The organism is Piscinibacterium candidicorallinum (assembly GCF_047549485.1).
Lineage (GTDB): Bacteria > Pseudomonadota > Gammaproteobacteria > Burkholderiales > Burkholderiaceae_C > Piscinibacterium > Piscinibacterium candidicorallinum.
In genome coordinates, this window is sequence record NZ_CP180191.1 from 2,269,134 (window position 1) to 2,294,004 (window position 24,871).

Genomic DNA, 24,871 nt, shown 5'->3' on the forward strand with positions numbered 1-24,871 from the left:
GCCCGGCATCGTACTGCCGCGCTTTGGCCGCAGCGCCGCAAAACCCGCTTCCTATACTGGCCGGATGCCTGCAAAACAACCCGCAAAGTCTGTCGCAAACCCGTCCAGGAAGCCTGCCTCGGCACGCGCCGCGCGCTCGGCCACCCACGCGCCTGCAGATGCAGGCGCGGCGCTCGGTGGCCTTTCGCCGGCGCAGTTCATGCGCGAGTTCTTCCACCGCAAGCCCCTGCTGATCCGCCAGGCCATCCCCGGCTTCACCGCACCGGTGGATGCGCAGCGCATTGCGGAGCTCGCAGCCCGGCCGGACGTGGAAAGCCGCCTGATCACGAACTTCGACGGCCAATGGCAGCTCAAGCGCGGCCCGATCAAGCGCCTGCCGCCCACCAGCAAGCCCGATTGGACCGTGCTCGTGCAGGGCGTGAACCTGCACGAAGACGCCGCCCATGCGCTCATGCAGCGCTTTTCGTTCATCGAACGTCTGCGCATGGACGATCTGATGATCAGCCTGGCCTCCACGGGTGGCGGCGTCGGTCCGCACTTTGACAGTTATGACGTTTTCCTGCTGCAGGGCGCCGGCCGCCGCCGCTGGCGCATCAGCAGCCAGAAAGACCTCACGCTCGTTGACGGCCTGCCGCTGAAGATCCTCGCCAAGTTCAAGCCCACAGACGAATTCGTGCTCGAACCAGGCGACATGCTCTACCTGCCGCCCAGCGTGGCGCACGAGGGTGTGGCGTTGGATGATGGCTGCCTGACGTACTCGATCGGCTTTCGTACCGCGACGCACCAGGATGCGCTGGCGGAGTTCTACGAGAAGTTCGCCGAGAGCCTCGACATTCCCGGCCGATTTTCCAACCTGCAGACCGAACCGACGAGCACGCCGGGCATGCTCCCGGAGCAGCTCGTCGCGGATCTGGCCGCACTCGTCGACCAGCACAGGCCCACGCGCGAAGACCTCGTACTCTGGCTGGGCGAGTCACTCACCGAACCCAAGCCAACAACCCCGTTCACACCTCAGCCCGGCAGCCTCGAGAACGGCCTGAGGCTGGCGCGGCAGACAGTGGCCAGCTACAGCGGCCGCTGGTTCTTCATGAACGGCCTGAGCTGGGAGGTGAGCGGCGGCGATGCGAAGCTTCTGCGTCACCTGGCCGACACCAGCGCGCTGGATGCGACGCAGTGGCGAAGTGCCAGCAGCGCGCTTCAGGATCAATTCAACTACTGGCAGGAGATCGGATGGATTCAACCCCTCCCCTCAGCGGCCTCTCCGGCAGCACCGCAGGTAACAGTTCAGGCGGCAAGCCCCAGCCGAGCACGCAGGACTGGCTGAACTGGTTTCGCGGTGCGCTTGGCAGCGCCAGCAACGAGATCCTGATCTCGCTGGACTCGCCGGGCGCTTACGGATTTCTGGACAGCCCGGAGCTGATCCAGGCCTTGCGCGAGCGCCTGCGCGCGTGCCCGCCCCTGCAGCTCAAGCTGATGGTGGAGTCCGTCGAACCTGTACGCCGCGCCTGGCCGCGCTGGGCTGAAGCGGCGCGCTGGTACGCGCATCAGATGCAGGCGCTGATCGTGCCCATCGACCTGCCCCGCAGCTTCGAACTCGTGGCCTTTGACCGGCGCACCGTGGGCTATGCGCCTTGGCCGCAGTCCCAGGTGGCTGATCCCGGCCGCTGGCGCCTGACACAGACCAAGGGCAATCCCGCGGCGGTGACGGCTCTGGAAAGCACCGTGAGCGTCCTGGATCGAAGCGCGCAGGCGAGCTGGTCACCCCTGGGTTTGTAACGAGCCGTTGCAGCGCAGCACGTAAGGAGTGCGTCAGCCTGCAAGTGTTGGAACATCCCCACTAGCACGGAAGGGCTGATGTAGAAAAGTTCCCTGATCTGGCGATATACTAGAGGGCTGGATAGGTTGCGGTTTGCGCGATGCAGCATCGAGTTCCTCGAGGTGCTCCATGCAGAGCGGCGCAGGGGTCGGGCCAACTCCTTGTTTGATAATTACCGGTAATTACCAACTCGCTTTTAAGGAAGACACAATGACCAAGTCTCTGCTCGTTGCTTCGATGCTGGCTGTGGCCCTGGCTGCTTGCGGCAAGAAGGAAGAAGCGCCTGCTCCCGCACCGGCTCCCGCCGCTGCACCCGCTCCGGCTCCTGCCGCTGCTCCGGCTGCCCCGGCTGCTGACGCTGCCAAGCCCGCTGACGCCGCTGCCGCTCCGGCCGCCGCTGCTGGCACCGCCGCTGACGCTGCTGCCACCGCTGCCAAGGACGCCGCTGGCAAGGCTGCTGACGCTGCCGCCACCGCCGCCAAGGACGCTGCTGGCAAGGCTGTTGACGCCGCCAAGGCCGCTACCGAGAAGAAGTAATTCTCGCCAGCGTCTTGAGTTGAAGCCGGCTTCGCAGCCGCTTCAGCAAAGCACCAAAAGAGCCGGTTCGCCGGCTCTTTTGCTTTTTCGGCGCGGCAGTTCGCTCTGCTGCTTGGAGCAAGCGAAGTGCCAAACCGACCGAGGCGTCACGATCGTGCGACCTGTGGCTGTGCCGCTTCTGCGAGGGCGTCGCCTACACGCTGATCCAGCGGCCTACCGCGTGCTGTTCGAGCACGCCAATGTCCTCTTCCTGTGCGCCAAGTGCTTGAGCCAGCGCCGCGCGCGCCAGCGCGGGCTGATTGTTGCTCTGCGACAGGTGCGCAGCATGCACCGCCCTTAGGCGCGTCGTATCCGCCTGCTCCAGCAGAGCGGCCGCCTGGGTGTTGGACAAATGCCCCCAAGCACCCAGAATGCGTTGCTTGAGGCTGTACGGGTAGGCGGAGTCGCGCAGCATGGCTTCGTCGTGGTTGCACTCAAGCACCAACGCATCCACGCCACTCACCATGCGCAGCACTCCCGGCGTGATGGACCCCAGATCGGTCAACACGGCCAGGCGTCGCCCGCCCGCGCTGAAGCTGAACTGCACGGGCTCGCGGGCATCGTGCGGCACCGCCCAGGGCATGACCTCGATGTCACCTACGCTCTGCGCCACGCCGGCTGCGACAACCTGCGCCTCCACCCCTTCGGCTTCGCCACCGGAGCTCACGTAGGTTCCACGGGACATGAACAGCGGCGCAGCGCAGCGGCGTGCCACGGTGTAGGCGCCACCCACATGATCGCCATGCTCGTGCGTGACGAATATGGCATGCAGATCGGCCGGCGCCAGATCCAGTGCGGCAAGGCGAGACGTTAGGGCCCGCAGGCCGAAACCGCAGTCCAGAAGAATGCGGGTCGGTGCGATGCCCGGATCGCCGCGATATTCGACGAGCAGCGCGTTACCTTCGCTGCCCGAGCCCAACGCACAGAAGCGCAGCATGGGGGATCCGCGCTGCGCAGCCGCCCGTCTAGCGAATGTCCTCGGCGAGGATCGACAGGATCCGACGCGCGATTTCCTGCTTGGGGGCAGAGGTCTCGCCCACCGGGGTGACGGTCACCTGGGTGGCCTGGCCTTCGGTCTTCAGACCCACACGGTACTGCTGCGCAGCCAGCGAGGGGTCGCTCTTGCCAAAGAGCTTGGCGAAGAAACCGGCGCCCTTGGCTTCAGCTTCCGGATCGATGTAGCGAACGAAGTACTGCCCTTTGGAGCGATCGCGGTCTTCCACCGTGAAGCCCTTGCGGTCCAAGACCAGACCGACTTCGCGCCAGGTGCGGTCGAAGTCGAGCGACACGCTCAGTACCTCGCCATTCAGGCGGGCTTGGGCCGCGGGTGACGCTGCGGCAGGGTTCTTCGCAGCAGCTGCAGTGGCATTTGCGCCAGCCTCGTCGGCCCCCAGGCGCAGCAGAATGCGACGCAGGAACTCGATCTCCAGTTCAGGATCGCTCGGCCGTGGGGCCCAGCTGTAGTTCGTCTGATCACGCCCAACCTGCGTCTCCTGCAGGCCGCGATGCGAGACGTAGATCTCGGTGCCGCCATCGGCGCGGCGCTCAACGCGGATGCGGTACTTGTCGCGCGTACCGGAGTCGTAGAGGCCGTCGAACACGCGGCCGATCACATTACGGATCGGATCCTTGGGCACGTTGGCACGGTTCTCTGCCCAATCGGTCTCGAGCACGCCGGTGCCCGGCGAGTCGGTCGTCAGGCGAAAGCCTGCGCTGGTCCAGAACTCGCGCAGGATCGGATAGACGCGCTCAGCCGGCATGCTCACGGACAGCCAGCGCAGATCTCCAGCGCGCTCGATACGCGCCGTCTTGAACTCGGGCAGGACGCCGGATTCTCCGACGCTGGTCGCCGGGCGCGCCCCGATCCCGGCACCGAGCTGGCTGGGCGAGAGATTGGATGCGCTCACGGCCGTGCCACGCGGGACAGCGAAGCGCTCATCGCGCTGCAGGGCCGTCAGGTCTGGCGGAACTTCAAGGCCGGCTGTGCGCTTGACGTTGGTCTTGTAGTCCAGCTTGTCATTGCCGTCGGAAAACGTGCTGCAGCCCGCAACACTCAACAGAGCCAGGCTCAGGGCAGCGATCTTGATCGAGGAGTTCATCAGGTTCCAGTCGGGGATGTGGCTTCGTGGCAGGCTGCTTGAAACCTGCCGGGGCGATGCACTCAGAGCACGCCAGCGTCCTGCAGGGCCTGCAGGACCACGGGTTCAGCCGCCTTGGACAGCGGCACCAGCGGCAGGCGGATGCCCGGGCCGATCTTGCCCATGCGCGCCAGCGCCCACTTGGGTGCGATCGGATTGGGTTCGGTGAAGAGCTTCGTGTGCAGCGGCATGAGGCGTTTGTTGAGTGCGCGTGCATCGTCCAGCTTGCCGGCGCGCGCGGCGGCGACCATCGCGGCCATAGCGCGCGGTGCGATGTTGGCCGTGACGCTGATCACGCCATGCCCGCCCAGCAGCACGTAGCCCAGCGCCGTGTCATCGTTGCCGGAGAGCAGCGAGAAGTTGTCGGGCAGACGCATCGTGAGTTCCACATGCTTGACCAGGTCACCGGTGGCGTCCTTGATACCCACGATGCCCGGCACCTTGGACAGGCGTACGGTGGTTTCCACGGCCAGGCTCACCACGCTGCGGCCGGGTACGTCATACAGAATGACAGGCAGATCGACCTTCTCAGCAATCGCCTTGAAGTGCTGGAACAGGCCCTCCTGCGTGGGCTTGTTGTAGTAGGGCACAACCGACAGCGACGCATCGGCTCCCACGCTCTTGGCGTAGGCCGTGAGTTCTATGGCCTCGCGCGTCGAGTTGCCACCAGAGCCGGCAATGACCGGAATGCGCTTGCCGGCGGCTTCGACTGCGAACTTGATCAGCTCGCAGTGCTCCTCCACCGAGACGGTGGGCGACTCGCCGGTGGTGCCGACCGCGACGATGGCGCTGGTGCCTTCAGCCACGTGCCAGTCGATCAAGTTGCGGTAGCTGTCCCAGTCGATCGACCCGTCTTCGAACATCGGGGTCACAATGGCAACAATGGAGCCGGTGAACATGCGGAATGCGTGCCTGTTGATGCTTGCGTGAGTAGGCGCAGGCTGCAGCCTGCCACCCGTTCGGACAATCTCAGGAGTTTATGCGATGCGTCCTGGTGCTTCGAGCCGACCCGGCCGCCGAATGTCCAGCCTCCAGCAGATCGACAGCTTCGGACGACTTCACGGCAACAATTCTTTGCAGCACGCGGGGCTGCGGATCGGTTTCGAGGCCTTGCTCGAAGGCCACGACCGTCCAGTCGGCCCCCAGCCGCGCGAGCAGTTCTCCGGGCTCCAGCAGAAAGGCGGGATTGCTGGGCTTGCCATAGGCCGCATTGCCGCGAGCGAAGGTCTCCATGATGAACACACCACCGGGCGCGAGCAGCGCCAGCCAGTCAGCAAATCGCTCGCGCCAAAGGTAATGGGTGACGATCAGCGCATCCGCGCAGCCCGGGTTAAGGGGCCAGTGCGGGCCTTCCAGATCAGCCTGCACCAGCGAAAGCGCCTGTGCCGTACCGGCGGTTTCGGCAGCCTGTCGGAGCAGCGCAAGCGCCGCGGGATCCCGGTCCACAGCGAGGACCCGGTGGCCCGCGGCAACAGCCAGCAGGCTGTGACGCCCTGCGCCGCAGGCCAGATCCACCACTCGGCTGCCCGGTTCAATCAGATGCAGCCAGCGCTGCACCCACCGGGAAGGCGCCTGCGTCCCGTGCACGCCCAAAGCCCTGTCAGGCCGCAGCGATGCCCATGACCTCGCGCACTTCGCGCATGGTCTCGGTGGCCACCGCGCGGGCGCGGGCCGAGCCGGCTTCGGCAATCTCGCGTACGAGCTGCGGCTTGGCGATGTACTGCATCGCACGCTCGTGCATCGGCGTGATCTCGCGCACGATGCCGTCGATCACCGGCTGCTTGCACTCGATGCAGCCGATGCCCGCCGTGGTGCAGCCCTTGACGACCCACTCACGGGTAGGTGCATCCGAGTAGATCTTGTGGAACTGCCAGACGGGGCAGTTTTCCGGGTTGCCGGCGTCGGTGCGGCGTACGCGGGCCGGGTCAGTCGGCATCTTCTTGACCTTGGCCGCCACATCCGCCGGCTGTTCGCGCAGCATGATGGTGTTGCCATAGCTCTTGCTCATCTTGCCGCCGTCCAGACCGGGCAGCTTGGGTGTTTCGGTCAGTACGGTGGCCGGCTCGGTCAGGATGCTGCGGCCCGTACCGTCCAGATGCCCCTGCAGGCGCTCGCGATCCTGCGCCCCCAGGCTGCCGGCTGCCGCAATTAGCGCCAGGGCCTCTGTGCGCGCCTCGGCGCTGCCCGTGGTCTGGAACTGGCTGCGCAGCTCGACGAAGCGCTTGCCGTCCTTGCCTGACAGCTTCTTGACGGCTGCAGCCACCTTCTCCTCGAAACCGGGTTCGCGCCCGTAGAAGTAATTAAAGCGCCGCGCGATCTCGCGCATCATCTCGATGTGCGGCGCCTGGTCCTCGCCGACCGGCACCTGCGTGGCGCGGTAGACGAGCACGTCAGCCGCCTGCAGCAGCGGGTAGCCCAGGAAGCCGTAGGTGGTGAGGTCCTTGTCCTTGAGCTTCTCGATCTGGTCCTTGTAGGTCGGCACTCGCTCCAGCCAGGCCAGGGGCGTGACCATGGACAGCAGCAGATGCAGCTCGGCGTGCTCGGGCACGCGGCTCTGGATGAAGATGCTGGCCTTCTCCGGGTCCACGCCGGCAGCGAGCCAGTCGATGATCATGTCCCAGGTGTTTTCGGCCAGCTGCTGCGGGTTGTCGTAGTGCGTGGTCAGGGCGTGCCAGTCGGCCACGAAGAACAGGCAGTCCAGCTCGTGCTGCATGCGCACCCAGTTCTTGATGGCGCCGTGGTAGTGGCCCAGATGCAGCTGCCCGGTGGGGCGCATGCCGGAGACAACGCGTTCCTTCATGACGATTCGATTTCTGTATGGAGATTTAGAGCGCACCCAGAGGCAGGCTCAGCGGGTTGTAGATGGGGAAGACAAAGATGGCGCCCAGCTGGAAGAAAAAGCGCACCAGCGGCGAGAGCACGCCCACGATCAGCAGGCCCATCAGGATGAAGGGCGACCACTGCAACAGCGGCAGCAGCGGCTGCACGGTCTTGTAGGGCAACACACGCAGCAGTGCATTGCCCAGAGGCAGCGGCGGAAACGGCAGCAGGCACACGGCAAAGAAGCTCAGGCTCACCAGCACGCCGGCATTGATCACGCGAAACAGGAAAGGCTCGTTCAGGCCCATGGCCAGGCAAACCGCGCCCAGCGTGGCCCACAGCACGGCCAGCACGAAGGGGCCGAGGATGACGGCGCTTTCGACGATCAGGACGTCCCGACGGAAGTTGCGAAAGCCACGCGGGTTGATGTTCAGGGGCTTGGCCCAACCCAGAATGAAGCCGAAACCCTTCAGCCCGCCCAGCAGCAGCAGGAACACGGCCGGCAGCACATAGGTGCCGATCACGTCCGCGTGCTTGAAGGGGTCCCAACTCAGGCGCCCTTCGGCCCGCGCCGAACTGTCACCCAGCCGGTCCGCCAGGTGCGCCTGCAGGGCCGTAGGCAGGGTGAGTGCCAGCAGCACAGGAATGGCATGAGTGACGAGGACGAGGATGGCGTCGGCCATGAGCGCTTTCTTGGAATGAAGCGGTGATTGTAGAAAGCGCGCGCCCGAGCTGCGGGCGCTGGACGTTCACAATTTCAAAGCACGCCGTCGACTGAGCCGCGGCCTTGACGGATGAGTTCCGGCGCGCGGCCGGACAGATCGATCACCGTGGTGGGCTCGCGCGGGCAGGGACCTGCATCCACGAAGGCGTCGATCACGCCCTTGAAGCGGCTTTCGATGTCATCCGGATCGTTCAGGGGATCAGCCTCGCCCGCCGGAATCAGCGTGGTGGAGAGCACCGGCGCATCAAACTCCGCCAGCAGGGTGTTGGTGACCGGGTGCTCAGGCACGCGGATGCCGATGGTCTTTCGGCTGGGGTGGCTGACCCGCCGCGGCACTTCCTTGGTGGCTTCGAGGATGAAGGTGTACGGGCCGGGCGTGAGCTGCTTGAGCAAGCGGTACTGCGCGTTGTCCACCTTGGAGAATTGCGCGATCTCGTGCAAATCGGCGCAGAGCACCGTGAGATGGTGGCGCTCGTCCACACCGCGGATCTTGCGCAGCCGATCGGCCGCCACCTTGTCATCCAGGTGGCAGACCAGCGCGTAGGAGGAGTCCGTGGGGATGGCGACCACGCCGCCTTGCATGAGCATGCCGGCGACCTGCTTGAGCAGCCGGCGCTCGGGGTTGTCGGGGTGGACGGTGATTCGCAGCATCCGGCGATTCTATGTGCTCCCCCTGGCAGCACGGTGACGCACATCGAACGGCCTGACGGACCCGGCTACTTGTCGCCCTTGCGTCCGCGCAGCTCGATCAGCGAGACGATCATCGCGTAGAGCAGGAACAGCTGGCTGAGTGCATCAGCCACCGTGAGGCCGTTGGCGGGCTGCGCGCTGAGCACCGGGCCATCGAGCTTTTGCACGCTCGTAGTCAGCTCAGTGCGGCTCAGAGACATCTTGCCGAACACGTTGTTGAACTCGCCGATGGCCTTTTCCATGCCTTCGATCAGGTTGGCGCTGGTCGGCGTGATGCTGTCGCCGTACAGCGCCATCAATGCGCGGGCCACGGCGGCCGTCTGGTTGCGCACCTTCTGGATGTTGGCGAGCTGCGCGTTGATGCTCTGCTTCTCGCTGAAACGGCCTTCGCGCGGGACATCGTGAATCCGCCGCGCGCGCTGCATCAGCGGCGACTCCATTCGTCCCAATGCCTTCATCGCGATGCCGAGTTGCTCGCTGATCTTCTCCATCGTCGTGAAGAATTCGTGGTGTGTCTCGTCGCTCAGAGCGAGCGGGCCGATCGCCTTGCCACTGCCGACCATCGCGAGCTTTTGCGCGCGGATCTTCTCCATCATCCGCGTCAGAGAGAGGGAAATGCCGACCAGTTGTTGATTCATGAGTTGCATCCATCGTTCGGGCTGTACGGGCGTGCCGCACCTGAGGACGCGCAACTTAGCCGCAGGACGATGCGTGGAGCATTACCCCAAAGGGGGGGAGATCGCTCTGCCACCGATACATACTCTCATTTTCGGCCGTTATCTCAAGGAAACATAAACTGCCGAAGAATTAATCCAAGCATGCGGAAAATGGCATTCACCACTTTGAACAAGATTCACTATCGGCCAAATTCACCAGTCATGCCAAATCGGCACCACGGAGTCCGGAAGCAAGGGCAGCTCACCCAGGTTGACGCGGCTTTCGTCCGGGCTGTGGAAATCGCTGCCGCGGCTCGCCAGCAGGCCGTACTCGCGGGCGATCAGCGCGTAGCTGCGGTACTGGTCCTTGGTATGGCTGGCGGTGATGACTTCCACCCCCACGCCGCCGAGTTCCTTGAACTGGGAGAACAAGGCCCAGCGCTCGGTGTCGGACATGCGGTATCGGCCAGGGTGCGCGATCACCGCCTGACCGCCAGCGCCCCGGATCCAGCCCAGCGCCTCGGTCAGCGTGGCCCAACGGTGCTCCACATAGCCGGGCTTGCCCTCCGTGAGGTAGCGCATGAACACGCCACCGGGGTCGTCGGCCGCGCCGCGTTCGATCAGGAAGCGGGCGAAGTGCGTGCGGCTGATGAGCTGGGGGTTCTCGGCGTACTTGCTGGCACCCGCCATGATCGCGTCGGCGTCCAGCCCGTCCAGCGCCTTCAGCGCTGCGCCCGCCAGCCCCTGGGCCATCAGCCGCGCTCGTCCGTCGCGCCCGGCCCGGATACCGGCCAGCCCCTCGCGCAGCGCGGTGTTGTGCTCGTCCACATGCAGACCGACGATGTGCACCGTCTTGCCCGCGAAGGTCACGGAAATCTCCACGCCCGGCACAAAGCGCACGCCGGCAGCCTGCGCCACGGCCCGCGCGGCAGACAGGCCGGCGAGTTCGTCATGATCCGTCAGCGCCAGCATCTGCACACCCGCATCCACGGCGCGCTGCGCCACGACCTCAGGCGCCAGCACGCCGTCACTCACATGGCTGTGGCAGTGGAGGTCGGCATTGATGCGCCAGGGGTCGGCAAGGCTCACTGCAGAAACTCCGCAATCAGCGCCGCCAGCTGCTCCGGCTGGTCGTGGTGCAGCATGTGGCCGGCCTGATCGATCGTCCTGTAGGTCAGGTGGGCGATGTGCGTCAGGCGATCTTCAAAGTCCGGCAGCCCGCCGAGGAACTGCCGCGCATCCGTCTGCTTGCCCTCCACAAAGAGCACCGGCGCGGCAATCGCGCGCCACGCGGCCATCACTTCATCCAGCCGGTACAGATAGGGGTTGGTGCGCTTATGGGCCGCATCACCGCGGATCAGCCACTTGCCGGGCTCGGCCTCCCAGGCCCAGTGGCCGGCCAGAAACTCGGCGCGATCTGCGCTCAGGCGCGGGTTGTTCTTCATCAGGCGCGCCGCCACCTCGCTCTGGCTGGCGTAGGGGCGCATGTCCACGTCGGTATGCAGCTCATCGAGCCACTTGGCCATGCGGGCGGGCGCACGGGCGGGGTCGGTCTTGGACAGACCAAAGCCCTCTAGATTGATGATGTGGCTGCAACGCTCGGGCCGGGCACCGCCGTAGAGCATGACGACATTGCCGCCCATGCTGTGGCCCAGGATCGGCACGGCCTGATCGCCGACCAGCGCGTCCATCAGGAAGTCGAGATCAGCGAGATAGTCCGGAAACCAGTAGGTGTCGGTGCCCGGCGTCTCGGTCAGGCCATAGCCTCGCCAATCCGGAGCGATCACGCGGAACCGGTCGGCCAGATGGTCCGCCACGAACTGGAAACTCGCGCCCACGTCCATCCAGCCGTGGAGCATCAGCAGGGGCGGCGCGTCTCGGGCACCCCACTCCCGGACGTGATAGGCCAGGCCCCGCAGCTCGATGAACTGGCTGCGATGCTCAAATTTCGGCTTGTAAATCAATTGCTTACAGCTTTCATGTGGGGTTTGCGCACTGCAATATTGCGGCTCGCCGGGCAGTCGGAGGAATATTACGGGCTTGGCCTGCCCCAGCCCGGCAGGCCAGTCGGGGCCACGAGGAGACTTCATGCACGCTGCGGGCGGCGACCACTACGACGCGCTGTACCACGGCTTTCGCTGGCAGGTGCCGGAGGTGTTCAACATCGCCGAGGTCTGTTGCGATCGCTGGGCGCGTGATGCGCAGCATCGACTCCGCACCGCGCTGATTGCCGAGTCTGCCGGCGGATCCCCGCGCCTGCACAGTTTTGCGGAGCTGGCCGACGCCGCGCAGCGGCTGTCTGCCGCACTCGCCGCGCTGGGGGTTGCGCGCGGAGACCGCGTGGCCATCGTGCTGCCACAGCGCTTTGAGACGGCAGTGGCCCACATGGCCATCTACCGACTGGGTGCGGTGGCCATGCCGCTGTCCACGCTGTTTGGCCCCGAGGCGCTGGAATTCCGGCTCAAGGACTCGCAGGCCTGTGCCGCGATCATCGACGACAGCTCGCTCACCGCCTTGCTCGCGCTGCAGCCGCGCTGCCCCGGCCTCAAGCATCTCATCGGTGTGGACACGCCGGGTCTGTCCAACGTGCTGCACTGGGACACGCTGCTGAACACGGCGCCCAAGCCCTGGCCGGGTACCGCAAGCACGAGTGCGCGCGATCCCGCGGTGCTGATCTACACGAGTGGCACCACCGGCAACCCCAAGGGTGCGCTCATTCCGCACTGCGCGCTGATCGGGAACCTCACCGGCTTCGTCGCAAGCCAGAACTGGTTCCCGCAGGAGGGGGACGTGTTCTGGAGCCCTGCGGACTGGGCGTGGACCGGCGGGCTGATGGATGCCCTTCTGCCGGCGCTGTACTTCGGCGCGCCGATTGTGGGCTACCGCGGCCGCTTCTCCGCGCAGGTGGCCTTTGAACTCTTGCAACGGCATGGCGTCACAAACACGTTCTTGTTCCCCACAGCACTCAAGATGATGATGAAGGCCTACCCCGTGCCTTCGCAGCAGTTCAAGCTCAAGCTGCGCGCCATCATGAGCGCCGGCGAAGCCGTGGGCGAGACGGTTTTCGCGTGGTGCGAAAGCGCGCTGGGCGTGCGCGTGAACGAGATGTTCGGCCAGACCGAAGTGAACTACATCGTCGGCAACAGTGACCGCTGGCCCGCCCGCGCTGGCTCCATGGGCCGGCCCTACCCGGGTCACCATGTGGACGTGATCAACGACGAAGACCAGCGCTGTGCAGTGGGCGAAGTCGGCGAAGTGGCCGTGGCCACCCATGACATCCACGGCGACCCGGATCCGGTGTTCTTCCTGGGCTACTGGAACAACGAACGCGCGACCAAGGCCAAGTTCACCGGCAGCGGCGCGGTGAAGTGGTGCCGCACCGGCGACCTCGCCTCGCGCGATGCCGAGGGCTACCTCTGGTACCAGGGCCGAGCCGATGATGTCTTCAAGGCGGCGGGCTACCGCATCGGTCCCGGCGAGATCGAGAACTGCCTCGTCCAGCACCCCAGTGTGGCCAATGCGGCCGTGGTGCCCAAGCCGGATGCCGAGCGCGGCGCGCTGGTGAAGGCCTTCGTGGTGCTGACCGAAGGCACCCGCCCGTCCGCCGAACTGGCGATGGAGTTGCAAAAACTCGTGCGTGGCCGGCTGGCACCCTACGAATACCCCAAGGAAATTGAATTCATTGCACAACTGCCCATGACCACCACGGGCAAGGTGCAGCGGCGCGTGCTGCGGGACTTGGAGACCGAACGCGCGCGCAAGGAAGCGCAGCAGCTGGCACAAGCAGCTTCTGCCGAACAACGGGCCGGCAAACCGGCCTGACAATCACAGTGCGGAGAATTGGAGAGGCAAAAGCCCATGGTCATCAACAACCTGAAGAACGCGCTGCGACGCGCGTTTCATCTCTACGTGCAGCGCAAACAGCTGCCGATCACGCCCAATCCGGGCCGAGGGGTCAAGCTCATCAACCGGGACTACCGCATGGTCCTGCATCTGCCCGTCAAGGACGAGATGTGGGAATGGCTGCTTGAGAAGGGCTGGCGCGAGTCGAGCTTCCGCCCGGATCGCCGCCGCTACCGGGACGTCCCCATGCAGGCCACGGTGGAGTTCCTGATGGCAGACCGCAAGCAGCGGCGCAAGGCCTATGTGAGGGCACTCGAAGCGGCCAACAAGCTTACGCAGGGCGACAGTACGGCCAGCAGCCGCGTCGATGCACGCGAGATGAATCTGGACGAGGGGCTCACCCCGGCCTCACTCAAGGGCATCCAGGTGCAGCATGAGCGTACGCAGCCCATGACCAAGGACCTGCGCCAGTTCTGATTCAGGCCAATTCAAGAGAAAAGGCCCCGCGAGCGGGGCCTTTGCATTTGCTAAGGCTCACATCAAGGGTTCATGAAGCGGCTTGGCGCCACGTTCCACTTGTGCGGATCTTCGTGCCGCAGGATGCGGTCACTCGTACCGGGCCGCGCGAGATCGATGTCCGCCGGTGTGATGTATAGCTGGCTTCGCGTGCTGTAGAACGCACGCACCCTGGGCTTGAGCAGCTGGGTCTCGTTCTGCTCCAGCACCACGGCCAGGCGGCCGCTCTCAAGCAGTACGAGCGAGCCGGTGGGGTAGATGCCCACGCAGCGCATGAAGGCCTCGACCAGCGAACGGTCGAAGTGATGCTCGCTCCACTCGTAGATCTTGCGCAGGGCATCGGTGGGCGTCATGCCGCGGTGATACACCCGCTCTGAAGTAATGGCGTCGTATACATCCACCACCGCAGCCATCTTGCCCCACTGGGTGATCTGGTCCCGCCCGATCTTGCGCGGATAGCCCGTGCCATCGGTGCGCTCATGGTGTTCGTGGCAGATGGCCAGCGGAATCGGGCCGACATCCGGGTTCTGCACCAGCATGCGGTAGCCGTCGGTGACGTGATTCTTCATCACGTCGAACTCTTCCTTGGTGAGCGCACCCGGCTTGTTGAGGACTTCATTGGGGGTGAAGGCCTTGCCGATGTCATGCAGCAGCCCGCCCAACCCGAGCTGGTGCACGAGCTTCGGATCAAAGTCCATGTGCCGCGCAAAACTCACCATCAGGGTGCAGACACTGACCGAGTGCTGGAAGGTGTAGTCATCAGCCTGCTTGAGCAGGTTCATGGACTGCAGCGCGTTCTTGTTGCGGAAGATGGAGTCCGTCACCTTCTCGACCAGCGGTTCGATCTGGTTGAGCTCGACCTGCTTGCCGAGGCGAACATCGCTCATGGTCTGAGCCACTAGGCGCTGGGCCTCGCCGTAGATCTTGCGTGCCGCGGCGCTCTCCTCCTCGAGGCGGGTGGTGCGTGGGCGTTCGACCGGCTTGTCGGCCACCTTGAGCATGGCCGCCTGCGCCGCTGCCCGGGCCTCGCGCGCGGTCGGCGCGTCCTGCACGTCAATGCCACGCCGCGGGTCGATGAACAGGTAGCGCGTGCCGCTGTCGCGCACCCGTGCGACGTCGTGATCGCTCTTGACGAGAAAAGAGCTCGTCAGGAAGGGATGCGAAAACCAGTCGCAGTCCAGCTGGGTCACGTACATGCCCGGCTTGAGCTGCTCGATGGAGATCTTCTTGGCGGAGGCCGCTGCTTGATTCATGGAGGCGCGAAACCGGCGCCGGCACCGCGGTATGCGGTGCACCGGTTTGGCGCCAGCGTAGAAGCCGGTGCTCGGCCGCGATCCCGAGGAATGCGCTGAAAAGACCGGGCTTATTGCACCCTGCTCGGCTTGACTTGCGGCCGCCTCAGCGGCGTTTGCCGCCCAGGATCCCGCCAAGAATGCCGCGGACGATCTCGCGGCCCACGCCCGAACCGATGGAGCGCATCGCGGAGCGCGCGGCGCTCTCCACCAGACCCTCATGCTTGCCGCCACGCGGGCCAGTCCGGCCGAAAAGCACCTCCTTGACCACCTGGGTCGTGCCGCTGTCTGCCGGCGCAGGGGCGGGGGCCGGCGCACGGCGCCCCCCTGCGCCGGAGAACACCGGGCCGCCGGCCGGGGCGGTGCTGGCTGGTGCCGGGGCCGGGGCAGCAGCCTGGGTCTGGCCCTTCAAGACCTCGAAGGCGCTTTCGCGATCCACGGTCTGCTCATAAACACCTGCCACGAGCGAGTGCTCGATGATCAGCTTGCGTTCGTCCGGCGTGACTGGCCCGATGCGCGACCAGGGCGGCAGCACAAAGCAGCGCTCCGTGGGCGTGGGGCGGCCCTTCTCGTCGAGCAGCGAGATCAATGCCTCGCCCACCTCCAGCTCGGTGATCGCGGTCTCGATGTCCAGGCCGTCATTGGCACGCATGGTCTCGGCCGTGGCCTTCACGGCCTTCTGGTCACGCGGCGTGAAGGCACGCAGGGCATGCTGCACGCGGTTGCCGAGTTGCGCGAGCACCGTGTCCGGAATGTCCAGCGGATTCTGCGTGACGAAATACACGCCCACGCCCTTGGAACGGATCAGGCGCACGGTCTGCTCGATGCGCTCGAGCAGCGCCTTGGGCGCTTCCTTGAACAGCAGGTGGGCTTCATCAAAGAAGAAGACGAACTTGGGCTTGTCGAGGTCGCCCACCTCGGGCAGCGCCTCCCACAGCTCGGAGAGCATCCAGAGCAGGAAGGTGGCGTACAGACGCGGGCTGTTGAACAGCTTGTCGGCCGCCAGGATGTTGACGATGCCGGACTCGCGCCCGTTGATCTCCACGGCCTGCATCATGTCCATGATGTTGAGCATGGGCTCGCCGAAGAACACGTCGGCGCCCTGCTCTTCCAGCGTGAGCAGGCCGCGCTGGATGGCGCCGATGCTCGCGGCGCTCACATTGCCGTATTCGGTGGTGAATTCGCTGGCGTTGTCGCCCACGTGCTGGCACATGGCGCGCAGGTCCTTCATGTCGAGCAGCAGCAGGCCGTGGTCATCGGCGATCTTGAAGATGATCTGCATCACGCCGGTCTGGGTCTCGTTCAGGCCCAGCATGCGCGAGAGCATCAGCGGCCCCATGTCGCTGATCGTGGCGCGCACCGGATGGCCCGACTGGCCGAAGACGTCCCAGAGCGTGACCGGGCAGCCCGCCCACTCCGGATGCGGCACACCCAGGCTGTTGTAGCGATCGTCCACCCGCTTGTTGCCGCCGCCGGGGCAGGCAATGCCGGTGAGATCACCCTTGATGTCGGCCATGAAGACCGGGATGCCCTGGTTGGAGAAGGCCTGGGCGAGCGCCTGCAGGGTGACCGTCTTGCCGGTGCCCGTGGCGCCGGTGATGGCACCATGGCGATTGGCCATGCGCGGCAGCAGCTGCACGCCGGTCTTGGCGTTCTTGGCGATCAGGATGGGCTCGGACATGGCGGTTCCAGGGGGGTTGCGATGGCGATGACGGCAGGGGATGGCGGAGAGGGAAAACGAGCAGCCCGCCAGGGGCGCTTTGCTAAACTCTAAACCATTAGACGGCACGTGTTCGCACGCGTGCCGTTCGCGTTTCTACCCAAGAACTCGAGCGCAAGAAAGATTCGCCATGGCCGGTCACAGCAAATGGGCAAACATCCAGCACCGCAAGGGGCGCCAGGACGAAAAGCGCGGCCGCGTCTGGACGCGCATCATCCGTGAGGTGATTGTGGCCGCCCGTGCCGGCGGCGGCGATCCGGTCATGAACCCCCGTCTGCGCCTGGCCATCGAAAAGGCCAAGGCCGTGAACCTGCCGGCCGACACGCTCAAGAAGAACATCGACAAGGCCACCGGCAACCTCGAAGGCGTCGATTACGTCGAAATCCGCTATGAGGGCTACGGCATCGGCGGTGCTGCGGTGATCGTCGACACCATGACCGACAACAAGGTGCGCACCGTGGCCGAGGTGCGCCACGCCTTCTCCAAGTACGGCGGCAATCTGGGCACCGACGGCTCCGTGGCCTTCCAGTTCAAGCATTGCGGCCAGCTGGTCTTTGCGCCGGGCACCAGTGAAGACCAGGTGATGGAAGTGGCTATCGAAGCCGGCGCCGAGGACGTCGTGACGGACGATGACGGCGCCATCGAGGTCATCACCGCGCCGGGCGACTTCGAAGCGGTGAAGAACGCGCTTGAAGCCACGGGTCTGAAGCCCGAGCTGGCCGAGGTCATCATGAAGCCGCTGAACGAAACGCCCCTGGCCGGCGACGACGCCGCGAAGATGCAGAAGCTGCTCGATGCACTTGAAGACCTCGATGATGTTCAGGAGGTCTACACCTCGGCGGTGATGCAATGAAGCTCCTCGTGGTGGGATCGGGCGGGCGCGAGCATGCACTGGCCTGGCGCCTGGCGCAAAGCCCGCGGGTGCAGATGGTCTATGTGGCGCCGGGCAACGCGGGCACAGCCACCACGCGCGGGCTGAAGAACCTGCCGATCACGGACTTCGAGACTCTGGCCGAATGGGCCCACGTCGAAGGCATCGCCTACACGGTGGTCGGGCCGGACGCAGCGCTGGCCGCAGGCATCGTGAATGTGTTCGAGGCGCGCGGCCTGAAGATCTTCGGCCCCACCAAGGAAGCGGCGGAGCTGGAGTGGAGCAAGGACTTCGCCAAGGCCTTCATGGCCAGGCATCAGATTCCCACGGCGCGCTATCAGACCTTTGATACCGCCGCCGCCGCGCACGCCTATGTGGATGCCGAAGGCGCGCCGATTGTGATCAAGGCCGATGGCCTCGCCGCCGGCAAGGGCGTGGTGGTGGCCATGACACTCGATGAAGCCCATGCCGCCATCGACATGATGATGGTGGACGCCAAGTTCGGCACGAGCGGCGCCAAGGTCGTCATCGAGGAATTCATGCAGGGCGAGGAAGCCAGCTTCTTCGTCATGAGCGATGGCAAGAACATCCTGCCTCTGGCCTCCGCGCAGGACCACAAGCGCCTGCTGGATGGCGACGCCGGCCCCAACACCGGCGGCATGGGCGCGTATTCGCCTGCGCCTGTGGTCACGCCGGACGTGCATCGCCAGATCATGAACAAGGTGGTCAAGCCCACGATCGAGGGCATGGCCGCTGAAGGCCGGCCCTTCAAGGGCTTCCTGTTCGTCGGCCTGATGATCGACGAGGCCGGCGAGGCCCGCGTGGTCGAGTTCAACGCGCGCATGGGCGACCCGGAGACCCAGGTCATCATGGCGCGGGTGAAGAGCGACTTTGCGCAGCTCTGCGAGATGGCGGTGGACGGCGAACTGGACCGCGCCGAGATCGACTGGGACCGCCGCACGGCACTGACCGTCGTGCTGGCCGCCCATGGCTACCCCGACAGCCCGCGCAATGGCGACCCGATCTTTGGCGTCCCGGAGCCCACGGATGCGAGCATCGTCTTTCACGCCGGCACCACGCTGTCGGAAGATGGACACCTGCTCACGGCCGGCGGCCGCGTGCTGGCCTGCGTGGGTCTGGGCGATTCGCCGCGCATGGCGCAGGCAGCCGCCTACGACGTGGTCGACGAGATCAAGTTTCGCGACATGCAGTACCGCCGCGACATCGGCTACCGCGCCATCGGCCGCAGCCGCTCACGCTGATCGGGCTCAAGGTCATTGCAAATTGCAGCGCGCCTTGCGTGACGGCGCAGGTGCCTTGGCTTACGCTGGGCACCAGCGCCGCTCGCGCGGCGGCTCCCCGCTGTATCCATGCGCCTTTCCAGCCATTTTGGCCTGAAGAGGCGCGCCAATCCTTGATCTCGTATCTCTGAACCTGGCCCCGATGAGCTTCTCAGACACCATCCGCACCTATCTCAAGGACCTGCAGCAGCGCATCGTCGCCGGGCTGGAGGCCGAAGACGGCACCCCCTTCATCGTGGACGCCTGGACCCGCGGGCCTGAGGAGCGCTTGCAGGGCGGCGGCATCTCGCGCGTGCTGGAGGGTGGCCAAGTCTTCGAGCGCGCCGGCGTGCTGTTCTCCGATGTGCGCGGCAAGCAGTTGCCGCCCTCGGCCACGCAGCACCGCCCGGAGCTCGCGGGACGCCCCTTCGAGGCCACGGGCGTGTCGCTCGTGCTGCACCCGCGCAACCCCAACGTGCCCACGGTGCACCTGAACGTGCGCAGCTTCACCGCCCAGGCCGTAGAGCCCGGCCAGCAGGACGTGAGCTGGTTCGGCGGCGGCATGGACCTGACCCCCTACTACGGCGTTGAAGAAGACGCGGTGCACTTCCACCGCGTGTGCCACGACGCGCTCGCGCCATTCGGCGCGGACAAGTACCCGCGCTTCAAGCAGTGGTGCGACGAATACTTCTTCCTGAAGCACCGCAACGAGCCGCGCGGCATCGGTGGCGTGTTCTATGACGATTTCTCCGAGCTCGGCCCGGAGCAGAGCTTTGCCATGACCCGCGCGGTCGGCGACGCCTTCCTGAACGCCTACCTGCCCATCGTGCAGCGCCGCCGTCATCTGCCCTACACGGAGGAGCAGCGTGCCTTCCAGGCCTACCGGCGTGGGCGCTATGTGGAGTTCAACCTCGTCTGGGACCGCGGCACACTCTTCGGCCTGCAGAGCGGCGGCCGCACCGAGAGCATCCTCGCCAGCATGCCGCCCACGGCCGACTGGCGCTACCACTGGGCGCCGGCCGCCGGCACGCCGGAAGCGCGCCTGTACGAGGTGTTCCTGAAGCCGCGCGACTGGCTCGGTCTCAGCACGTCCCAGACTGCCGCGCAGCCGCAGGCGGCAGAGTGAGCCCACGGTCCGCATGAGCAAGCACATCGGCATCTTCGGCGGCAGCTTCGATCCGCCCCACTTCGGCCACTTGGCACTGATGAGCGCGGCGCGCGAACAACTCGGGCTTGACCAGCTGCGCGTCATCCCCACCGGCCATGCCTGGCAGAAGCTGCGCACTCTCACGCCGGCGCGGCACCGGCTGGTCATGGTGGAGCTGGCGATTGCCGGGATGGCCCCCTGGGCAGTGGTCGATGCGCTGGAGACCGAGCGCAAGGGGCCGAGCTACATGATCGACACCATCGATGCCCTGCGCAAGGAAACGGGTGACGCCAAGCTCACGCTCATCCTTGGCGAAGACCAGTTTGCCAACCTGCGCACCTGGCACCGCTGGGAAGACCTCGCCATGCTCGTGCGCTTTGCCGTGGCCGGCCGGCCGGGCAGCGAGCGCAGCGCCGGCAGCCCAGCCAATGACCCGCGCGTGCACCACGTGCGTCTGGCCATGGAGCCGATGGACCTTTCAAGCACGCAGCTGCGCAAGATGGCCGCCGCGGGCGAGACCCTCAATGGTCTGGTGCCGCCCACGGTGGCCCAGTACATTGCACTCAATCACCTCTACAAAGAACAGAAGCACTGAATGGACATCCGCAAGCTGCAGCGCGTCATCGTGGACGCCCTGGAAGACGTCAAGGCACAGGACATCGCCGTCTTCAATACCGAAGCCAACTCCAACCTGTTTGAACGCGTGGTGATCGCCAGCGGCACCAGCAACCGCCAGACCCGCGCGCTGGCCATGAGCGTGCGCGAGAAGGTCAAGCAGGCCGGTGGCGAGATCGTCAGCATGGAAGGCGAAGACACCGGTGAGTGGGTGCTGGTGGACTGCAACCAGGTGGTGGTGCACATCATGCAGCCCGCCATCCGCCAGTACTACAACCTCGAGGAGCTCTGGGGCCAGACCAAGGTCAAGATGGCCAGCGGCGCCAAGCCGCGCCTGGCTGGCTCCATGTTCGCCAAGGCCAGCGAGCCGATGGACGAGGACGACACCCCGGCGCCGGCCAAGAAGGCCGTGAAGAAGACCGCCGCCAAGAAGTCAGCTGCGGCTGCCGACGCTGCGCCCAAGAAGGCCCCGGCGAAGAAGGCTGCAACCAAGACCGCAGCCACGAAGACGGCAGCCACCAAGACGGCCGCCAAGAAGGCCCCTGCCAAGACCGCAACCAAAACGGCTGCAACCAAGGCACCCGCCAAGAAGGCCTTGGCGAAGAAGGCCAGCAGCGGCGCGTGAAGCTCACGCTGATTGCCGTCGGGCACAAGATGCCGGGCTGGGTGAACGAGGCCTTTGCCGAGTACCAGCGCCGCTTCCCGCCCGACTGGCCGTTCGCGCTCAAGGAACTCAAGCCCGAAACAGCCGACAGCGCCGCGCAGACCAAGGCGCGCGAGGCCGACAAGATCCTCGCCGCCGTGCCTAAAGACGCCCTGCTCGTCACCCTCGACGAACGCGGCCGCGACCTCACCACCAAGGCCCTGGCCCAGCAGCTCGAACGCTGGCAGCTGGATGCGCGGCCTGTCGCCTTCGTGATCGGCGGTACCGAAGGGCTGGACGAGCGCGTCAAGGCGGCTGCGCACTTCAGCCTGCGTCTGTCCTCCCTCACCCTGCCCCACATGCTCGTGCGCGTGCTGCTGGCCGAGCAGCTGTATCGGGCCTGGTCGGTACTGGCAGGGCATCCATATCACCGGGAATAGCCGCACACGATGAAGATCTACCTCGCCAGCCAAAGTCCCCGGCGGCAGGAGCTGCTGCGACAGATCGGCGTGCAGTTCGACCTGCTGCTGCCGGACGCCGAAGAAGACGCCGAAAGCCTGGAAGCCGAGCGCGCGGGCGAAGCGCCGCTCACCTACGTGAAGCGCGTGGTGTATGCCAAGGCGCTGGCGGCAGCGCAGCGCCTGAAGCGCCGCGCCCTGCCCGCCCTGCCGATTCTGGTGGCGGATACGACCGTCGCGCTGGGCCGCACGATCCTGCACAAGCCGGTCGATGCGAAGGACAACGCGCGCATGCTGCGTGCGCTCTCCGGCACGACGCATCGCGTGCTCACCGGCATTGCGGTGGTGCATCTGGACAAGGCGCGCACGCGGATCGACGAAGCCGTCTCGGAGTCCTTCGTCAGCTTCAAGCCGCTCACGCCGCGCGACGTTCGCAACTATCTGGCCAGCGGCGAAGGCACGGGCAAGGCCGGGGGCTACGCCATTCAAGGTCTGGCCGGCGCCTACGTGACGCAGATCCACGGCAGCTACAGCGGCATCATGGGTCTGCCGCTGGCCGAGACCGCTGCGCTGCTCAAGATCTGACTGACCGATTTCGTTGTATTTTGCTGATCGAGAATGCCATTATCCGGGCATCACGAATGATTCTTGGGCGTTTTCAGGCCTCCGCAACGGATAGCCGAATTTGAATGAAACAAGCATTGGCGCGGCTCTTGGGGCATACCCCCGCAGCGCGCCAAACCCGGAGTAGCGCCGCCCGCTCTGCTGCGCTGCGTGCTTGAGGCCTGCGGCGCTACCGCTACATTCGGCCCATGCTGGAAGACATCATCATCACCCAGAGCGACCACGAAACCCGCGTGGCCGTGGTCTCGCAGGGCGCGGTGCAGGAGCTGCACGTCGAACGCACGAGTGTGCAGGGCTGGGTGGGCAACATCTATCTGGGTAAGGTGGCGCGCGTGCTGCCAGGCATGCAGAGCGCCTTCGTGAACATCGGTCTGGAGCGCGCGGCTTTTCTGCACGTGGCCGACTTGTGGGAACACCGCGGCGATGCACGCAAGGGCCAGCACAGCCCGCCTCCCGCCATCGAGCGCCTGCTGTTCGAAGGCCAGCCGATCATGGTGCAGGTGATCAAGGACCCGATCGGCACCAAGGGCGCGCGCCTGTCCACGCACATCAGCTTGGCGGGGCGCATGCTGGTGTATCTGCCGCAGGAAAGCCACATCGGCGTGAGCCAGAAGATCGAGGGCGGCGTGGATCGGGAGCAGCTCAAGACGCGGCTGAGTGCTGCCATGCCCGAAGGCATGCAGGGCGGCTTCATCATCCGCACCCAGGCCGAGGACGCCACCGAGGAAGAACTCGCGCAGGACGTCAACTATCTGCGCGAGACCTGGAAGAGCATCTGCGAGCGCGGCGGCACCCAGCCGGCACCGAGCCTGCTGCACAAGGACCTGACACTCTCCGAGCGCGTGCTGCGCGACATGACGCATGACGCCACACACCACATCAAGGTGGACAACGCCACGCTGTTCCAGCAGCTACACCACTTTGCGCAGCGCTACACGCCGGGCGTGGTGGGCAAGCTCTCGCACTACACGGGCGAGCGCCACCTGTTCGACCTGCACCATGTGGACGACGAGATCGGCCGCGCGCTGGCCCGCCGTGTCGATCTGAAGAACGGCGGCTACCTGATCTTCGACCAGACCGAGGCCATGTGCACGATCGACGTGAACACCGGCGGCTACGTCGGCTCACGCAATTTCGAAGACACCATATTCCGCACCAACCTGGAGGCCGCGCTGGTCATTGCGCGGCATCTGCGCCTGCGCAACCTGGGCGGCATCATCCTGATCGACTTCATCGACATGCATGAGGCCGGCCACCGCCAGCAGGTGCTCGACGAGCTCAAGCGCGCGCTGGCCAAGGACCGCGTGCGCACGAGTGTGTCCGGCTTCACGTCCCTGGGCCTGGTGGAGATGACCCGCAAGCGCACGCGCGAGAGCCTGGAACACGTGCTCTGCGAGCCCTGCGCCGTGTGCGAAGGCCGCGGCTATGTGAAGACGCCGCAGACCGTGTGCTACGAGATCCTGCGTGAAGTGGAACGCGAGGCACGGCAGTTCAACCCGCGCGAGTTCCGCATCGTCGCCGGCCAGCCGGTGGTGGATCGCTTCCTCGAAGAAGAGAGCCCATACCTGGCGGCGCTGGAAGAGCGTATCGGCAAGCCGATCTCCCTCACGGTGGAGACCAGCTTTCCCCAGGAGCACTACGACATCGTGCTCATGTAGCGCTGCTCAGGCAGGCACGGCCAGCATCACCGCGTAGGCCTTGAACGTAGCGGTTGCGGCTTGGCCCACGCGCAGGTCAAGCGCATCCACTGCATCGTTCGTCACGCTCGCAGTCACTGTCGCGCCACCCGGCAGCGTGACGCCCACCAGCGAGGACACCGCGCCCTTCTGCACGCGTGCAATCGTGCCGGCCAGCTGGTTGCGCGCCGACAGCGTGTAACCCGCAAAGTCCGTGACCAGCACCACCTCGCTGGCCTTGATGAGCGCAAGCGCCTCGCCCCCCTCTTTGAGCTTCATGCGCTCGGCCGCCGCTGCGGTGATCGAGGCCGTGATCTCGAAGCCGCCGGCAATGTCGAGCGTGACCTGCACCGTGGCGGGGCCGCGCTCGATGTGACGAACGCTGCCTGCGAACTGATTGCGGGCCGTGGTCTTCATGGTCAGTCTCCGTAGCAGCGCGGCAAGCGCCGGTTGTTCGAGCAGCCAGGCGTCCTGCGTGCGCAGGAAGTCCGCATGGCGGGCCTGCAGCTGCTGCCAGGCGGCGAGCAGCTCATGCGCAGCAGGCGTCAGGCGCGAGCCGCCGCCGCCCGCGCCGCCTTTGGCACGTTCGATCAGCGGCGCATGCGCAAGATTCGTGGCCGTGTCCATCAACAGCCAGGCGCCCTTGTAGCTGTAGCCCGCGGTCCGTGCGGCCTTTTGCAGGGAGCCGGTGAGCTCCACAGCACGCAGCAGATCAAAGAAGCGCGCGTCCAGCCGGCCGGCAAGCTTCAGATCTCCTGAAAGCAGG

26 protein-coding genes are annotated in these 24,871 nt (G+C 65.7%); 13 read left to right on the plus strand and 13 right to left on the minus strand.

What is annotated here, in order from left to right; all coding sequences use genetic code 11:
* Positions 1–64 precede the first annotated feature (64 nt).
* The 3 genes from ACMDW7_RS10270 (at position 65) to ACMDW7_RS10280 (ending at position 2,353) form a co-directional block, all read left to right on the plus strand.
* Positions 65–1,324, plus strand: coding sequence for a JmjC domain-containing protein (locus ACMDW7_RS10270; protein ID WP_377300904.1), 1,260 nt, complete (start codon positions 65–67; stop codon positions 1,322–1,324).
* The gene (locus ACMDW7_RS10275; RefSeq protein WP_377300902.1) at positions 1,231–1,776 is read left to right on the plus strand and encodes a hypothetical protein; all 546 of its coding nucleotides are present in this window, start codon (positions 1,231–1,233) and stop codon (positions 1,774–1,776) included. Before ACMDW7_RS10270 ends, ACMDW7_RS10275 begins: the two co-directional genes overlap by 94 nt.
* A gap of 250 nt (positions 1,777–2,026) precedes the next feature.
* Positions 2,027–2,353, plus strand: coding sequence for a hypothetical protein (locus ACMDW7_RS10280; RefSeq protein ID WP_054125307.1), 327 nt, complete (start codon positions 2,027–2,029; stop codon positions 2,351–2,353).
* 193 nt (positions 2,354–2,546) lie between these two features.
* Here the strand turns inward: ACMDW7_RS10280 and ACMDW7_RS10285 are convergent, their stop codons facing one another.
* The 10 genes from ACMDW7_RS10285 to ACMDW7_RS10330 form a co-directional block, all read right to left on the minus strand.
* Positions 2,547–3,326 (minus strand): MBL fold metallo-hydrolase, encoded by a 780-nt coding sequence (locus ACMDW7_RS10285; protein WP_377302517.1) that lies wholly within the window; start codon positions 3,324–3,326, stop codon positions 2,547–2,549.
* Positions 3,327–3,357: 31 nt separating this feature from the next.
* On the minus strand, positions 3,358–4,491 hold the full coding sequence (bamC, locus tag ACMDW7_RS10290) for an outer membrane protein assembly factor BamC (protein ID WP_377300900.1): 1,134 nt from the start codon (positions 4,489–4,491) through the stop codon (positions 3,358–3,360).
* Between the two features lie 62 nt (positions 4,492–4,553).
* Entirely contained in the window at positions 4,554–5,429 is an 876-nt protein-coding gene (gene dapA, locus ACMDW7_RS10295) for a 4-hydroxy-tetrahydrodipicolinate synthase (protein ID WP_377300898.1), read from the minus strand.
* A gap of 70 nt (positions 5,430–5,499) precedes the next feature.
* Positions 5,500–6,117, minus strand: a complete 618-nt coding sequence (locus tag ACMDW7_RS10300) for a class I SAM-dependent methyltransferase (protein ID WP_377300896.1) — start codon at positions 6,115–6,117, stop codon at positions 5,500–5,502.
* Between the two features lie 13 nt (positions 6,118–6,130).
* Positions 6,131–7,330, minus strand: a complete 1,200-nt coding sequence (locus tag ACMDW7_RS10305) for a tryptophan--tRNA ligase (RefSeq protein WP_377300894.1) — start codon at positions 7,328–7,330, stop codon at positions 6,131–6,133.
* Positions 7,331–7,355: 25 nt separating this feature from the next.
* Entirely contained in the window at positions 7,356–8,033 is a 678-nt protein-coding gene (locus ACMDW7_RS10310) for a hypothetical protein (protein ID WP_377300892.1), read from the minus strand.
* A 74-nt stretch (positions 8,034–8,107) separates the two neighbouring features.
* Positions 8,108–8,725, minus strand: a complete 618-nt coding sequence (locus tag ACMDW7_RS10315; protein WP_377300890.1) for an L-threonylcarbamoyladenylate synthase — start codon at positions 8,723–8,725, stop codon at positions 8,108–8,110.
* A 65-nt stretch (positions 8,726–8,790) separates the two neighbouring features.
* Positions 8,791–9,402: a hypothetical protein gene (locus ACMDW7_RS10320; RefSeq protein WP_377300888.1), complete on the minus strand. Its 612-nt coding sequence runs from the start codon at positions 9,400–9,402 to the stop codon at positions 8,791–8,793.
* Between the two features lie 231 nt (positions 9,403–9,633).
* Positions 9,634–10,509, minus strand: coding sequence for a PHP domain-containing protein (locus ACMDW7_RS10325; RefSeq protein ID WP_377300886.1), 876 nt, complete (start codon positions 10,507–10,509; stop codon positions 9,634–9,636).
* Positions 10,506–11,384: an alpha/beta fold hydrolase gene (locus ACMDW7_RS10330; protein WP_377300884.1), complete on the minus strand. Its 879-nt coding sequence runs from the start codon at positions 11,382–11,384 to the stop codon at positions 10,506–10,508. Before ACMDW7_RS10330 ends, ACMDW7_RS10325 begins: the two co-directional genes overlap by 4 nt.
* A 124-nt stretch (positions 11,385–11,508) precedes the next feature.
* Here ACMDW7_RS10330 and ACMDW7_RS10335 point away from each other — a divergent pair, with 124 nt between their 5' ends.
* Both ACMDW7_RS10335 and ACMDW7_RS10340 read left to right on the plus strand, forming a co-directional pair.
* A complete protein-coding gene (locus tag ACMDW7_RS10335; RefSeq protein ID WP_377300882.1) occupies positions 11,509–13,242 on the plus strand; it encodes an acyl-CoA synthetase in 1,734 nt (577 codons plus the stop codon).
* A 36-nt stretch (positions 13,243–13,278) separates the two neighbouring features.
* Positions 13,279–13,740, plus strand: a complete 462-nt coding sequence (locus tag ACMDW7_RS10340; RefSeq protein WP_377300880.1) for a hypothetical protein — start codon at positions 13,279–13,281, stop codon at positions 13,738–13,740.
* A 62-nt stretch (positions 13,741–13,802) separates the two neighbouring features.
* Here the strand turns inward: ACMDW7_RS10340 and ACMDW7_RS10345 are convergent, their stop codons facing one another.
* Positions 13,803–15,032 carry an HD-GYP domain-containing protein gene (locus ACMDW7_RS10345; RefSeq protein ID WP_377300878.1) on the minus strand — a complete coding sequence of 410 codons (1,230 nt, stop codon included), beginning with the start codon at positions 15,030–15,032 and terminating at the stop codon, positions 13,803–13,805.
* Between the two features lie 145 nt (positions 15,033–15,177).
* Complete coding sequence (locus ACMDW7_RS10350) at positions 15,178–16,752, minus strand: helicase HerA-like C-terminal domain-containing protein (protein ID WP_377300876.1); 1,575 nt, start codon at positions 16,750–16,752, stop codon at positions 15,178–15,180.
* Between the two features lie 169 nt (positions 16,753–16,921).
* Between ACMDW7_RS10350 and ACMDW7_RS10355 the strand changes: the two genes are divergently transcribed.
* The 8 genes from ACMDW7_RS10355 (at position 16,922) to rng (ending at position 24,087) form a co-directional block, all read left to right on the plus strand.
* A complete protein-coding gene (locus ACMDW7_RS10355) occupies positions 16,922–17,644 on the plus strand; it encodes a YebC/PmpR family DNA-binding transcriptional regulator (RefSeq protein ID WP_377300874.1) in 723 nt (240 codons plus the stop codon).
* Positions 17,641–18,924, plus strand: coding sequence for a phosphoribosylamine--glycine ligase (gene purD, locus ACMDW7_RS10360; protein WP_377300872.1), 1,284 nt, complete (start codon positions 17,641–17,643; stop codon positions 18,922–18,924). Before ACMDW7_RS10355 ends, purD begins: the two co-directional genes overlap by 4 nt.
* A gap of 181 nt (positions 18,925–19,105) precedes the next feature.
* The gene (gene hemF, locus ACMDW7_RS10365) at positions 19,106–20,068 is read left to right on the plus strand and encodes an oxygen-dependent coproporphyrinogen oxidase (RefSeq protein WP_377300870.1); all 963 of its coding nucleotides are present in this window, start codon (positions 19,106–19,108) and stop codon (positions 20,066–20,068) included.
* A gap of 13 nt (positions 20,069–20,081) precedes the next feature.
* Complete coding sequence (gene nadD / locus ACMDW7_RS10370; RefSeq protein WP_377300868.1) at positions 20,082–20,684, plus strand: nicotinate (nicotinamide) nucleotide adenylyltransferase; 603 nt, start codon at positions 20,082–20,084, stop codon at positions 20,682–20,684.
* Entirely contained in the window at positions 20,685–21,329 is a 645-nt protein-coding gene (gene rsfS / locus ACMDW7_RS10375) for a ribosome silencing factor (RefSeq protein ID WP_377300866.1), read from the plus strand.
* The gene (rlmH, locus tag ACMDW7_RS10380) at positions 21,326–21,787 is read left to right on the plus strand and encodes a 23S rRNA (pseudouridine(1915)-N(3))-methyltransferase RlmH (RefSeq protein WP_377300864.1); all 462 of its coding nucleotides are present in this window, start codon (positions 21,326–21,328) and stop codon (positions 21,785–21,787) included. Before rsfS ends, rlmH begins: the two co-directional genes overlap by 4 nt.
* A gap of 9 nt (positions 21,788–21,796) precedes the next feature.
* Complete coding sequence (locus ACMDW7_RS10385; RefSeq protein ID WP_377300862.1) at positions 21,797–22,390, plus strand: Maf family protein; 594 nt, start codon at positions 21,797–21,799, stop codon at positions 22,388–22,390.
* Positions 22,391–22,617: 227 nt separating this feature from the next.
* The gene (gene rng, locus ACMDW7_RS10390; protein ID WP_377300860.1) at positions 22,618–24,087 is read left to right on the plus strand and encodes a ribonuclease G; all 1,470 of its coding nucleotides are present in this window, start codon (positions 22,618–22,620) and stop codon (positions 24,085–24,087) included.
* A gap of 6 nt (positions 24,088–24,093) precedes the next feature.
* On the opposite strand, the gene ACMDW7_RS10395 is transcribed toward rng, so the two are convergent.
* Positions 24,094–24,870 carry a TOBE domain-containing protein gene (locus tag ACMDW7_RS10395; protein ID WP_377302515.1) on the minus strand — a complete coding sequence of 259 codons (777 nt, stop codon included), beginning with the start codon at positions 24,868–24,870 and terminating at the stop codon, positions 24,094–24,096.
* Position 24,871 lies beyond the last annotated feature (1 nt).

Bases quoted from the DNA above. Each gene is read 5' to 3' on its own strand.
- dapA (WP_377300898.1), bottom strand. From the start codon at position 5,429: ATGTTCACCGGCTCCATTGTTGCCATTGTGACCCCGATGTTCGAAGAC.
- rng (WP_377300860.1), top strand. From the start codon at position 22,618: ATGCTGGAAGACATCATCATCACCCAGAGCGACCACGAAACCCGCGTG.
- purD (WP_377300872.1), top strand. From the start codon at position 17,641: ATGAAGCTCCTCGTGGTGGGATCGGGCGGGCGCGAGCATGCACTGGCC.
- rsfS (WP_377300866.1), top strand. From the start codon at position 20,685: ATGGACATCCGCAAGCTGCAGCGCGTCATCGTGGACGCCCTGGAAGAC.
- ACMDW7_RS10275 (WP_377300902.1), top strand. From the start codon at position 1,231: ATGGATTCAACCCCTCCCCTCAGCGGCCTCTCCGGCAGCACCGCAGGT.
- ACMDW7_RS10270 (WP_377300904.1), top strand. From the start codon at position 65: ATGCCTGCAAAACAACCCGCAAAGTCTGTCGCAAACCCGTCCAGGAAG.
- ACMDW7_RS10310 (WP_377300892.1), bottom strand. From the start codon at position 8,033: ATGGCCGACGCCATCCTCGTCCTCGTCACTCATGCCATTCCTGTGCTG.
- hemF (WP_377300870.1), top strand. From the start codon at position 19,106: ATGAGCTTCTCAGACACCATCCGCACCTATCTCAAGGACCTGCAGCAG.
- nadD (WP_377300868.1), top strand. From the start codon at position 20,082: ATGAGCAAGCACATCGGCATCTTCGGCGGCAGCTTCGATCCGCCCCAC.
- bamC (WP_377300900.1), bottom strand. From the start codon at position 4,491: ATGAACTCCTCGATCAAGATCGCTGCCCTGAGCCTGGCTCTGTTGAGT.
- ACMDW7_RS10385 (WP_377300862.1), top strand. From the start codon at position 21,797: ATGAAGATCTACCTCGCCAGCCAAAGTCCCCGGCGGCAGGAGCTGCTG.
- ACMDW7_RS10280 (WP_054125307.1), top strand. From the start codon at position 2,027: ATGACCAAGTCTCTGCTCGTTGCTTCGATGCTGGCTGTGGCCCTGGCT.
- ACMDW7_RS10355 (WP_377300874.1), top strand. From the start codon at position 16,922: ATGGCCGGTCACAGCAAATGGGCAAACATCCAGCACCGCAAGGGGCGC.
- ACMDW7_RS10315 (WP_377300890.1), bottom strand. From the start codon at position 8,725: ATGCTGCGAATCACCGTCCACCCCGACAACCCCGAGCGCCGGCTGCTC.
- ACMDW7_RS10335 (WP_377300882.1), top strand. From the start codon at position 11,509: ATGCACGCTGCGGGCGGCGACCACTACGACGCGCTGTACCACGGCTTT.
- ACMDW7_RS10340 (WP_377300880.1), top strand. From the start codon at position 13,279: ATGGTCATCAACAACCTGAAGAACGCGCTGCGACGCGCGTTTCATCTC.
- ACMDW7_RS10350 (WP_377300876.1), bottom strand. From the start codon at position 16,752: ATGTCCGAGCCCATCCTGATCGCCAAGAACGCCAAGACCGGCGTGCAG.
- ACMDW7_RS10305 (WP_377300894.1), bottom strand. From the start codon at position 7,330: ATGAAGGAACGCGTTGTCTCCGGCATGCGCCCCACCGGGCAGCTGCAT.
- ACMDW7_RS10345 (WP_377300878.1), bottom strand. From the start codon at position 15,032: ATGAATCAAGCAGCGGCCTCCGCCAAGAAGATCTCCATCGAGCAGCTC.
- ACMDW7_RS10320 (WP_377300888.1), bottom strand. From the start codon at position 9,402: ATGAATCAACAACTGGTCGGCATTTCCCTCTCTCTGACGCGGATGATG.